Genomic DNA, 11,586 nt, shown 5'->3' with positions numbered 1-11,586 from the left:
TTGTCTTTTAGTTAGAACTTACTTCGTCCCCGCTCTGGTTTTCTACTTTAATATCTGTACCTAAACGTTGTAGGTAGGCAATTAAAGCAACTACTTCGCGATCTTTCATCTCTATAAATTCCAGTCCGTTTTCTTCGGCATATTTCTTATCTGCCTCATAACTTTTAGCAAAGTCAGGATCTGAATATAAGCTTTGTTCTATAGCTGCTGCTTGCGAGTCCATCCATTCTTGTGCATTTTCGATATCTTCTTCCGTATACGGAACTCCTAAAGCAACCATTGTACGCAATTTATCTTCGGTATCAGATTTGTCTAATTCGTTTTCTATTAACCATCTGTAACTTGGCATAATAGAGCCCGCCGAAGTGGTTTGTGGATCATAAAAGTGGTTAAAGTGCCAGCTGTCCGAGTATTTACCACCAATACGATGTAAATCTGGCCCGGTACGTTTACTTCCCCATAAAAATGGTCTGTCGTATACAAATTCTCCGGCTTTAGAATATTCGCCATAGCGTTCTACTTCACTACGGAATGGCCTTACCATTTGGGAGTGACAAGAAACACAACTTTCTCTAATATAAAGATCACGACCTTCTAACTCTAAGGGCGTATATGGTTTTACGCTGGCAATTGTAGGAATATTAGACTCTACCATAATAGTTGGTACAATTTGCACCACCCCACCAATTAAAATGGCGATGGTAGCAAAAATAGTAAGTTTTACCGGTCTTCTCTCTAACCAGGTGTGATAAGCTTCTCCTTTTACACGCTTGGCAGTAACACGTGGTAACGGTGCTGCCTCTGCCAACTCATCTGTTACCGCACTCCCGGCTTTTATGGTTTTTACTATGTTATACAACAATATAAACATCCCTAAGATATATAAACTACCTCCTACGGCACGCATAGCGTACATAGGCATAATCTCTTGTACGGTTTCTAAAAAGTTACCGTAAACCAAAGAACCATCCGGATTAAATTGTTTCCACATAGCAGCTTGTGTAAATCCTGCTACGTATAATGGTAAAGCATACATAATAACCCCTAAAGTTCCTACCCAAAAATGAACATTGGCTAATTTTATAGAATATAAGTCTTTTTTAACTAAACGCGGTACTAGCCAATAAATCATACCAAAAGCAAGGAAACCATTCCAGGCCAAAGCACCAACGTGTACGTGTGCAATAATCCAGTCGCTAAAGTGAGCAATGGCATTAATGTTTTTTAAAGAAAGCATTGGCCCCTCAAAAGTAGCCATCCCGTATCCGGTTATCGCAACTACAAAGAACTTTAGAACGGGATCTGTACGAACTTTATCCCAAGCACCCCTCAAGGTTAATAACCCGTTAATCATACCTCCCCAAGAGGGAGCAATTAGCATTACTGAGAATGCAACCCCAAGGTTTTGTGCCCATTCCGGCAACGAAGAATATAACAAGTGGTGAGGTCCAGCCCAAATATAAATAAAGATTAGCGACCAAAAGTGAACAATAGAAAGACGGTAAGAGTATACCGGTCTGTTTGCGGCTTTTGGCACGAAATAATACATTAAACCTAAAAACGGTGTAGTCAAGAAAAAGGCTACCGCGTTATGACCATACCACCATTGCACCAAAGCATCTTGTACTCCTGCGTAAGCAGAGTAACTTTTTAAAAGATTCACCGGCAATGCCAAACTATTAAAAATATGCAAAACAGCAACCGTTACAAAAGTTGCCAAATAAAACCAGATAGCAACGTACAAATGGCGCTGTCTTCTTTTTAAAATTGTTGCAATCATATTCCAACCAAAAACAACCCAAACTACAGCAATTGCAATATCTATTGGCCATTCTAGCTCTGCATACTCTTTGGTTGTAGTATACCCTAAAGGCAGGGTTATGGCTGCTGCGACAATAATTAATTGCCATCCCCAAAAGTTAATATTACTCAATGCATCGCTAGCCATTCTTGCTTTTAAAAGACGTTGCAAAGAGTAATAAACCCCAGCAAAAATAGCATTACCCACAAAGGCGAAAATAACGGCGTTGGTATGTAGCGGACGTAAACGCCCAAAACTCAACCAAGAAATACCATCGGTTATATTTGGGAATATAAACATAAAGGCCAGTAGAAGTCCTACGGACATCCCTACAATTCCCCAAAAAATTGTAGCATACAAGAATTTTTTTACGATCTTATTATCGTAATAAAACTTATCCATTTCCATATTAATTGTGTTTGTCTTTGGTTACTGAAGTTTTTTTAGCGTCTTTATCTACTAACTCATCATCAAAAAGCATGCGTACAGATGGTGTGTAAACATCGTCATATTGTCCTCTCTTTACGGAAAATAAAAAGACAACAAAAAAGACTATGGCAACTACCACACTTATTGCTAATAAAAGATAAATAACACTCATAGGTTTTATTTAGAATTCAAAAATAATTGTGAACGTAATCTTAAAAAATGACTTTTATCAAGTTTTCTGCAAATGTAATCGTTTACTAACAATATTCGTCATTAGCGTTACAAATCCTAATACAGATATTGAACTTAACGGCATTAAAATAGCAGCTACCACTGGCATTAATTGTCCTGTAACCGCAAAGTACAAGCCTATTACATTATAAAAGAACGATAATACAAAACTCCATTTAATAATGCTAATAGTCTTTTTTGAGGCTTTCATAAATTTGAAAAAATCTTGTAATTTAGAAGCTTTCAAAATAGCATCGCAAGCCGGGGAAAAAACGTTAACATTTTCTGCAATAGCAATTCCAACATCACTTTGCGCCAACGCTCCTGCATCATTTAAACCATCGCCAACCATAATTATTTTCTTACCTTCCTTTTGAAGGGTCTTTATATAATTGAGTTTATCTTCTGGTTTTTGGTTAAAAAGTAAATCTGTTCCTTGCGGTAAAAACTCTTGCAAGTATTGCCGTTCACCTTCATTATCACCAGAAAGAATCATTATTTTATGGGTAGCAGACAAGTTTTTGAAAAGTTGATCTACGCCATCTCGATACTGGTTTCTAAAAACATATTTCCCCTTATACTCATTATTAGATTTTACGTGAACGCTAGTATCTAGTTGTTTTTGCTCGGCAGGATTGCCAACAAAGCTAGCAGACCCCACTTGCATAGCATTTTTGTTCAGTTTGGCACGCATTCCTTTACCGGTAACTTCTTCAAAATCGTCTAAAGTGTGAATGTCTTGTTCTGCTAAAAAATCGTATAAAGCCCGACTTAACGGATGATTAGAAGAACGCAAAGTATTTTTGAGCAACGCTTCTTCTTCCGCGTCAAGCGTCATACCTTCATAAGCAATGGTAGATTTTTGATTGGTTGTAATTGTACCCGTTTTATCGAAAATAATCGTATCTGTTTGGGCTAATTTCTCGATAATGTGAGCATTTTTTAAATAGAATTTTGCCCTGCCAAAAATACGCAACATATTTCCTAAGGCAAAAGGTGTAGAAAGTGCCAACGCACACGGACAAGCAATAATCAAAACTGCCGTAAATACATTTATGGCCATACTTGCATCTGTTACCAACCAAAAAGCAGTAGCAACTACCGCAATAAGCAAAATAACAATGGTAAAATACCTGCTTATTTTGTTGGTAAGATTAACAAAAGAATCAGATTTATCTTTGCTAAAAACATCGTTGCTCCACAGTTGGGTAAGGTAACTTTGTTCTACAGATTTTAAAGCTTCTACCTCTATACCACCAGCCATTTGTTTGCCGCCGGCAAAAAGTTTTTCTCCAGATGTTTTGGTAACCGGCTCGCTTTCCCCGGTAACAAAGCTATAATCTATTTGTGCTTTTCCGTTGATTAAAATAGCATCTACGGGCAGCAACTCGGCGTTTCTTATTAAAAGCCGGTCGCCTTCTTTAATTTCATAAACTTGTATATTCTCTTCTTTTGCTTGGTTTCTATTTTTAGAAATACGCGTTACCGCAATAGGGAAATAAGATTTATAATCTCTTTCAAACGATAAAAACGAATAGGTTTTTTGTTGAAAAAACCTTCCTAAAAGCAAGAAAAAGACCAGGCCGGTCAAACTATCGAAAAAGCCGGTTCCTATATCTAAAATGATTTCGGTGGTGCTACGTAAAAACAACACCAATATTCCTAAAGCAATAGGCACATCTATATTAAGCATTTTAGAACGCAAACCTTTGTAAGCCGATATAAAAAATTCTTGTCCGCTATAAAAAACTACCGGCAAAGAAAAAGCAAACATTAACCAACGAAACAGATATTTATATTGCTCTAGCCAAAATTCTGAAACTTCAAAATATTCTGGGAAAGACAAAAACATCACGTTTCCAAATGCAAATCCGGCCACGCCTAGTTTATAAATAAGACTGCGATCTACTTCTTTTTTTCCTTTATCTACATCGTTCAAACTAATGTAGGGCTCATACCCAATACTATTGAGTAAAACCACTGTGTCTTTTAAAGAAAACTCGTTGGTTTTATAAGTTATACGTACCGTTTTTTGAGGAAAATTTACTTGTGCAGATTTTATATGCGGTTGTAATTTGTGCAAGTTTTCTAAAATCCAAATACACGAACTACAATGCATATGCGGTATGTAGAGGTTTACAATTTGCAGGTTACCATCGTCAAACTCTACCAGCTTTTCTACTATACTTTGGTTTTCTAGGTAATCGTACTTTCCCTTTATCTCTTCGGGAATTGCACCCGGCGCCGCCTGCATATCGTAATAACAAGTAAGGTCGTTACTAGAAAATATTTCGAAAACCGTTTTACAACCTCGACAACAAAAGTCTTTTTCTTCAAAGACGATAGCTGTTTTATCGCAATCATTTCCGCAGTGAAAACAAGTTTTATTCATTTTTGTAGCAAATAACAAAGCAAATTTCGACAAGTAAAGATAGATAGATTATGACAATTATCATACTTTTCCAGGCATTTAACATTCGTCTATTTCTTTTGATTTTAACGAGTTGCGTTAACTTTATTTTACCTAAACTTAATTATTAAACGCTTTTTATTATATTCGTTTACACGGAAAAGAATAAAAAGAAGATTTCTTTCCGTAAAGTCTTAAATTTCTTAATTAACAGCAATGCGGCTTTCTTATTTTATATTTTTTATATTTTTGGCATTCCAATTACAAGCCCAAGAAACCGATTTACTTTTTAATATTATACATAAAAATAACACCATTGGCACCTTAACTGCCAAGAAAAAACCGATAGGAGACAACGTACATTATTATAACCACACAGCAATTAGTACGCGCATTTTATTTGCTAATATAGAAGTAGACTATCAATATACAGTGGTATACAACAAAGATCAACTTATAAAAGCTGCTGCAAAAATACGGCTTAACGGTAACACACGCACCAATACCTTTACGGAAAAAAATGCGCAAGACTATATTTTTTACGAAAACGGAAAACAACAACGCAGCATTACAGAAAACATTGCGTATAGCACTGTAAATCTACTTTTTGAAGAACCCTTACATATAGAAAAGGTTTATGCAGAAGAACACGGCGAATTTCATGAATTAAAAAAAATACGCCGGCATACTTACGAAAAAACAAATAGTAAAGGCAAAGTAAATACCTATTTTTACAAAAATGGAATTCTGGAAAAAGCAGTAATAGATATTGGTCTTATAAATTTTGAGATTATAAAAAAGTAGGTTTTGTTTGAAAGCAATAAATAGCAGTTTTTATTTTACAGTCAGCTATCTAACAAAAACAGGTTCGTTTTCTTTGGTTGTATATTCTTCGCTATAGCGATAGTCCATTCCTTCGAAAGCCTTTAAAGCATCTTGCGTTTCAGCTTTATTTTCTATTAAAAATCGGGCCATTACGCCACGGGCTTTTTTAGCATAAAAGGCTATAATTTTAAGCTTTCCATTTTTAAAATCTTTGAAAACCGGCGATATAACGGGCGTTTTGAGTTCTTTGGGGTTTATTGCTTTAAAGTATTCTTTACTGGCAAGATTTACAAACAACTCATCTTTTTTTAGTTCTTTATTTAAACTCTGCGTAATTTTTTTTTGCCAAAATTCATACAAATTATTATCACTTTCTACCGATAATTTTGTTCCCATTTCTAAGCGGTAAGCTTGTATTAAATCTAAAGGTTTTAAAATGCCGTACATACCAGATAAAATACGCAAGCTATTCTGCATATAATCAATTTTATCTTCGGCAATAGTATATGCATCTAAGCCTGTGTATACATCGCCATCAAACATATAAACTGCGGGTCTTGCGTTAGATTTGGTGTGTTTTTCTTCAAAATCTTGAAAACGCGTATAATTTAAGTCGGCCAGCTTGTCGCTTATGCTCATCAAATCAGCAATTTCTTGTTTGCTCATTCGCGCCAACTTTCTGTTTATTTGCGCCGCTTCTTCTACAAATTTAGGTTGCGTACCTCTGTTAACCGGTAATTTACTTTCTTGGTCTAAAGATTTTGCCGGAGAAACTACTATTTTCATTATTTTAAATTTTAGTTGAAAATAAGACTTTTTTGGAAATCATACGACTTTGTAGCTTGCTTTAACAGCAATTTTAATAGCGTCTGTGCTTGCTTACTTTAAAATGGATAAAAAAACCTAGATACTATATTCTACACCAATTTTTAACCATCTACCGGGTAAAGGTATGTTACCATAATCGTACACTTCTGTATCTAAAATATTATAGAGGTTTGCAAAAATTGTAAACTTATCTACACGGTAACTGGCGTTGGCTTTTAAATTTACAAAACTTTTGTAGGCTTGCAAACCCTGCGAAACCGTATTTATATAGCGTTCAAATTTACCATTTCTCTTTTGAAAAACGCCGCCCAAACTCATTGTAAAACCTGAGATTGGCGCTAACATCAAATTGGCATTTACTTTATGCTTTAAATAATCGTTTATATAACTGGAAACCGTATTGTTATTGGGTTGTCTATTTTCCAAAAAGCTATACCCTATTCTTAAATCTTGTAAAACACCACTACTCCATTTGGTTAAATTAACTCTGGCACTAACTTCTAAGCCATAACTGGAAAGCGATGCAATATTTTTGGAGCGGTAAATCTCTTCGTCTTCGGCTAAAGCCCAATCTATTAAATTTGTTGCATCTCTATAAAAAACACTGGTATAAAAACCAATTGTAGGATTTTTAAATTGATAGCTCAAATCGTAAGTTACGGCTTCTTCTGCCTTTAAATTCGGGTTACTTTTTTGGGTTGGTCCCTCATAAAATAAATCGGTAAAAGTAGGTAAACGCATAGAAGAATTTACCGAAAACACCAGTTCTTGCGAACGATTAAAACTATACGCCAAATCTGCTCCCGGATACAATTTTGCACTATTTTCAAAAAACAAAGTTTTAAGGGTAGCATTGAGTACAAAATCTTTAAAACGTAATTGGTGCCCCAGGCTTATATCGCCAATATTGCGTTTGTATTTTTTGGTAAAAAAACCATCTTTGGTTGGCGTATATAACCAATTACGATCGCTAATTGTGTCTTTCGTTGCCTCGCCAAGTACGTTGCTTTTTATGCTTTCTTGGCGTATCTCAGTATAAAGACTGGTTTTACCATAAGCGTGGTAATAATTTGCTTTTACCTGTCCCGCTAACACATCTGTTTGATGATAATTATGTTGAGCGTACCAATCTGGTGCATTATCACGAAACAACTCAAACCTATCGTTAGAGCGATAAGCATAAGCGTTGGCTTGTAGGTTAAGATTTTTAAATTGCTGCTGAAACTTAAGCGCGCCCAATTGGGTTGAAGTTTCTTCAAATTGATTGGGAAACTTTGGCGTGAAAAAACTATTGGCACCAAAAGCTTTATCGGCATAGCCGGCCATTAGCTCTATTTTAGCTTTTTGCAGGTTGAATTTCCCATGATAAAATACATTGCCGGTTTTAAAATCAGTGTTGTCATAATCGCCGTCACCTTTAGCATACGAAGTAGTTACCGAATGCTGGAATAACTTTCCGGTTTTAAATTGGCTTTGGGCAGAAGTTTTTAAATATCCAAAATCGCCACCTGTGAGGTGTACTTTTAAAGGATATCTTTGTTTTCCGCTTATAAAATTTACCGCGCCCGAAAATGCATTAAAACCATACAACTTTGCGCCGGCTCCTTTTATGATTTCTATTTTATCTACGGCAGACAAATCTATTGGCAAATTCAAGGTATTGTGTCCCGTTTGCGGATTGCTCACATTTATTCCGTTAAGCAAAATCATATTTTGGTCAAATGTGCCACCACGAATACTTATATCTGCTTGTATATCTGCTGCGCCACGTTGCCGTATATCTAAGCCAGGTTCAAAATCTAAAATTTCGCTTATAGAATTTACCGGTATTTGCTGTATTTCTGCAGCGGTAATTTGGGTAACAATCTTACCCTCGTCTTGCATTGGCTGCAACCTGCCCATTTGCAAAACCACTTCTTGTAAGCCTACGGTATCTTTTTCTGTTTGTGTTTCTTGAGCGTTTAGGGTAGTGAGATTACCTAAAACTAAAGAAATCAATAACATAAAAGTTAATAATTTCTTTACGGAAATTAAAGTCGTGGGGATAAGTTTTATTTTCATTAAAAATAAATTGGTTTACGCCCACAAAAGTAATTTTCTCTACTTTCTTGTCAAAAAAAGTATATAGTTTTTGAGGATTAAAAGCTGTAACTGATTAATTGCGAATCTCTGACAATAGCTTTTTAAGTAACCAATAGAATAACGATGAAAAATATAACTACCAAATTGTATAAGGTAGAATTTTAAAGTAAGAAACTTACATATAGTATGTTAAGTGTTTTTTACATATCTATGTAAAAAATTAGCGGTTTTATTTTCCGTAAAGTTATTTACCAAAATAATTTATAAAAAATCTTTTTGGTTTTTAGCATAATTACGCCATTTCTCCAAACAGTCTTGCATATCTTGTGGGGTTTCAGAAGAAAAAGACAAGCGCTTTTTAGTAACCGGATGCTCAAAGCCCAAGGTTTGAGCATGCAAGGCTTGTCTGGGTAGAAGTTTAAAACAATTCTCTACAAATTGTTTGTATTTAGTGAAAGAAGTACCTTTTAAAATCCTATCGCCACCATAGCGTTCGTCATTAAAAAGCGTGTGCCCAATGTGCTTCATATGCACGCGTATCTGGTGCGTTCTTCCGGTTTCTAAACTACATTCTACCAAGGTTACATAACCAAAACGTTCTAAAACTCTATAGTTGGTAACGGCTGGTTTGCCGCGTTCTGCATCTTCTCCTTCAAAAACCATATTTTGCAAACGGTTTTTAGGATGTCTGCCAATATTACCTTCAATACGGCCTTTGTCATCTTCTACATTTCCCCAAACTAAAGCAATATATTTGCGTTCGCTGGTTTTATGAAAAAACTGACTCGCCAAATGCGTCATAGCCTGCTCGGTTTTTGCTACTACCAGCAACCCGCTGGTATCTTTATCTATACGATGTACCAAACCCGGTCTTTCGCTGCTGTTTTGCGGCAAATTTTCAAAATGATAAATTAAGGCATTTATCAAAGTGCCGGAATAATTTCCGTGGCCGGGATGCACCACCATTCCTGCCGGTTTATTTACCAACAACAAAACCTCATCTTCATACACAATATCTAACGGAATATCTTCTGGCGTTAATAAATATTCGTGTGGCGGATGCTCTAACAAAACCTTTACCTCATCTCCTGCTTTTACCTTATAATTAGGTTTTACGGTCTTATCGTTTACATAAACGTTTCCGTTTTTTGCTGCTTGTTGCACTTTATTACGGGTAGCATTTTCAATAAAATTCATTAAAAATTTATCTACACGCAGCGGCTCCTGCCCTTTTGCGGCAACAAAACTATAATGTTCGTAAAGGTCGTCGTTATTGTTATCCTGAGATTGCTCTTCTTTTTCTTGCATATATTTTATTCTACACTATTGTAGTTACGCTGGCCATTGCCTAAAACCAAATCTATTACGGCAGTTTTCATCAATTTATCACCGGGTTCTATTTTTTTGCCTTTATACCGAAGTTCTAAAACAGCATCTTTTGCAATATCCGGACGGTAAGTAATATCGCCAATTTCAAAACCTAAAGATTTTAAAGTAGGTATTGCTTGGCGCTTTGTATTCCGTAAAAGGTTCGGGATTTCTATTTTCCGGTAACCGGAAGGGTTCAGGTTTAAATAAATCTTCCTGTTTTCCTTAACGTATTTACCGGCCTTTGGCGTTTGCTCAATAACCGAATATTTAGGATAATTAGGATTGTAATTCGCGCTGTCTAAAATCTCTCTGCGTAAATTCATTTCGTCCAATTTCTTATCTACAACATCTAAAGACAGTTTAGATAAATCTGGTACTTTAAGGCGTTGGTCGTGATTGGTGGTATAATCCAACCAATACAAAGTAGCAAAAGCCAAGCTTATAAGTAAAATTACAGCTATTAGCAGCTGCATTAAAAAAGCTTTACTGAACAAAAATTTAAAAAAACCCATTTATTCTTTTCGATTATTGCGCAAAGATATAAAAACACACGTATTTTTGCGGAAAATATTTTGCTCTCTACAGTAAAACGAAAGTTTATAGAAAATATTAGCTTATGAAAAAGAAAATTGCCATCGCCATGGGCGGCTATTCCAGTGAATATGAAATTTCTGTAAATAGCGGAAACTTAGTTTACCAGCATATAGACAAAGAGAAATATGAGGTGTATCGTGCTTTTATTACGGAAGATGCTTGGTATGTTTTAGACGAGCAAGAAGTAAAACACCCAATTAATAAAGCCAATTTTTCTACTGAAATTAATAAGTTAAACATTCAGTTTGATGCAGTTTTTAATATAATTCACGGGACGCCGGGAGAAGATGGTTTGTTTCAGGCTTATTTAGAAATTTTGGGCATTCCGCAAACGGCATCTAATTATTACCAAGCTGCCTTAACTTTTAATAAACGCGATTGCATAAGTATTTTAAAAGCTTTTGGTATAAAAACAGCTACCAACTATTTTTTAAATAAGGGAGATGCTATAAATACAAAAGAAATTGTAGAACGTGTTGGTTTACCTTGTTTTGTAAAAGCCAATAAGGCTGGCAGTAGCTTTGGTATTTCCAAAGTAAAAAAAGAAGAAGATTTAAAAACCGCTATCGAGTTTTCTTTTAAAGAAGATGAAGAAGTTATTATAGAATCTTTTTTAGATGGCGTAGAAGTTTCTGTGGGAGTTATAAATTATCAAGGAGAAATAAAGGCTTTACCGGTTACGGAAATAATTCCGGAAAACGAGTTTTTTGATTACGAAGCAAAATACTTGGGAAAATCGCAAGAAATAACCCCGGCAAACATTAGCGAAACCGACAGAAAAAAAGTGCAAGAACAAGCAAAACGTATTTTTAAAATTTTAAAATTAAAAGGCCTAACGCGAGCCGAATTTATTTTTCATAATAACGAGCCGCACTTTATAGAAATTAACACTACCCCGGGATTAAGTGAAGCCAGTATTTTACCGCAACAAGCCAAAGCAGCAGGAATAAGTTTAAAAGAACTTTTTAGTAATTTGATAGAAGCGGTTGATAATTAGTACAAAAAAACGTAGCTT

General features: G+C 35.5%; 9 protein-coding genes. 2 read left to right on the top strand and 7 right to left on the bottom strand.

The genetic code is table 11. The annotated features are described in order from the left end of the window. Positions 1-7: 7 nt before the first annotated feature. Genes ccoN through FKR84_RS08550 form a run of 3 tightly spaced genes read right to left on the bottom strand, consistent with a single transcriptional unit; the run spans position 8 to position 4,853 of the window. Positions 8-2,209 carry a cytochrome-c oxidase, cbb3-type subunit I gene (gene ccoN, locus FKR84_RS08560; RefSeq protein WP_141421884.1) on the bottom strand — a complete coding sequence of 734 codons (2,202 nt, stop codon included), beginning with the start codon at positions 2,207-2,209 and terminating at the stop codon, positions 8-10. A 1-nt stretch (position 2,210) separates the two neighbouring features. Next, positions 2,211-2,402: a cbb3-type cytochrome oxidase assembly protein CcoS gene (gene ccoS, locus FKR84_RS08555; protein WP_141421883.1), complete on the bottom strand. Its 192-nt coding sequence runs from the start codon at positions 2,400-2,402 to the stop codon at positions 2,211-2,213. A gap of 57 nt (positions 2,403-2,459) precedes the next feature. Beyond that, a complete protein-coding gene (locus tag FKR84_RS08550) occupies positions 2,460-4,853 on the bottom strand; it encodes a heavy metal translocating P-type ATPase (RefSeq protein ID WP_141421882.1) in 2,394 nt (797 codons plus the stop codon). A 234-nt stretch (positions 4,854-5,087) separates the two neighbouring features. On the opposite strand from FKR84_RS08550, the gene FKR84_RS08545 reads away from it, so the two are divergent. Continuing rightward, positions 5,088-5,675 carry a DUF6134 family protein gene (locus FKR84_RS08545; protein ID WP_141421881.1) on the top strand — a complete coding sequence of 196 codons (588 nt, stop codon included), beginning with the start codon at positions 5,088-5,090 and terminating at the stop codon, positions 5,673-5,675. A 45-nt stretch (positions 5,676-5,720) separates the two neighbouring features. On the opposite strand, the gene yaaA is transcribed toward FKR84_RS08545, so the two are convergent. From yaaA to FKR84_RS08525, 4 genes are all read right to left on the bottom strand, one after another. Continuing rightward, positions 5,721-6,482 (bottom strand): peroxide stress protein YaaA, encoded by a 762-nt coding sequence (gene yaaA, locus FKR84_RS08540; protein ID WP_141421880.1) that lies wholly within the window; start codon positions 6,480-6,482, stop codon positions 5,721-5,723. Positions 6,483-6,599: 117 nt separating this feature from the next. Then, positions 6,600-8,585 carry a TonB-dependent receptor plug domain-containing protein gene (locus tag FKR84_RS08535; RefSeq protein WP_141421879.1) on the bottom strand — a complete coding sequence of 662 codons (1,986 nt, stop codon included), beginning with the start codon at positions 8,583-8,585 and terminating at the stop codon, positions 6,600-6,602. Between the two features lie 282 nt (positions 8,586-8,867). After that, positions 8,868-9,914 carry an RluA family pseudouridine synthase gene (locus FKR84_RS08530; RefSeq protein WP_141421878.1) on the bottom strand — a complete coding sequence of 349 codons (1,047 nt, stop codon included), beginning with the start codon at positions 9,912-9,914 and terminating at the stop codon, positions 8,868-8,870. A 5-nt stretch (positions 9,915-9,919) separates the two neighbouring features. Next, positions 9,920-10,489, bottom strand: coding sequence for a PASTA domain-containing protein (locus FKR84_RS08525; RefSeq protein ID WP_141421877.1), 570 nt, complete (start codon positions 10,487-10,489; stop codon positions 9,920-9,922). A 104-nt stretch (positions 10,490-10,593) separates the two neighbouring features. Here FKR84_RS08525 and FKR84_RS08520 point away from each other — a divergent pair, with 104 nt between their 5' ends. Continuing rightward, positions 10,594-11,568, top strand: a complete 975-nt coding sequence (locus FKR84_RS08520) for a D-alanine--D-alanine ligase (RefSeq protein WP_141421876.1) — start codon at positions 10,594-10,596, stop codon at positions 11,566-11,568. Positions 11,569-11,586 lie beyond the last annotated feature (18 nt).

The sequence above is a fragment of the Haloflavibacter putidus genome, from assembly GCF_006546625.1.
Lineage (GTDB): Bacteria > Bacteroidota > Bacteroidia > Flavobacteriales > Flavobacteriaceae > Mesonia > Mesonia putida.
Note: the sequence above shows the minus strand (reverse complement) of the source record. Positions and strands in the feature narration are given on the sequence as shown.

Bases quoted from the DNA above. Each gene is read 5' to 3' on its own strand.
- ccoN (WP_141421884.1), bottom strand. From the start codon at position 2,209: ATGGAAATGGATAAGTTTTATTACGATAATAAGATCGTAAAAAAATTC.
- ccoS (WP_141421883.1), bottom strand. From the start codon at position 2,402: ATGAGTGTTATTTATCTTTTATTAGCAATAAGTGTGGTAGTTGCCATA.
- FKR84_RS08550 (WP_141421882.1), bottom strand. From the start codon at position 4,853: ATGAATAAAACTTGTTTTCACTGCGGAAATGATTGCGATAAAACAGCT.
- FKR84_RS08545 (WP_141421881.1), top strand. From the start codon at position 5,088: ATGCGGCTTTCTTATTTTATATTTTTTATATTTTTGGCATTCCAATTA.
- yaaA (WP_141421880.1), bottom strand. From the start codon at position 6,482: ATGAAAATAGTAGTTTCTCCGGCAAAATCTTTAGACCAAGAAAGTAAA.
- FKR84_RS08535 (WP_141421879.1), bottom strand. From the start codon at position 8,585: ATGAAAATAAAACTTATCCCCACGACTTTAATTTCCGTAAAGAAATTA.
- FKR84_RS08530 (WP_141421878.1), bottom strand. From the start codon at position 9,914: ATGCAAGAAAAAGAAGAGCAATCTCAGGATAACAATAACGACGACCTT.
- FKR84_RS08525 (WP_141421877.1), bottom strand. From the start codon at position 10,489: ATGGGTTTTTTTAAATTTTTGTTCAGTAAAGCTTTTTTAATGCAGCTG.
- FKR84_RS08520 (WP_141421876.1), top strand. From the start codon at position 10,594: ATGAAAAAGAAAATTGCCATCGCCATGGGCGGCTATTCCAGTGAATAT.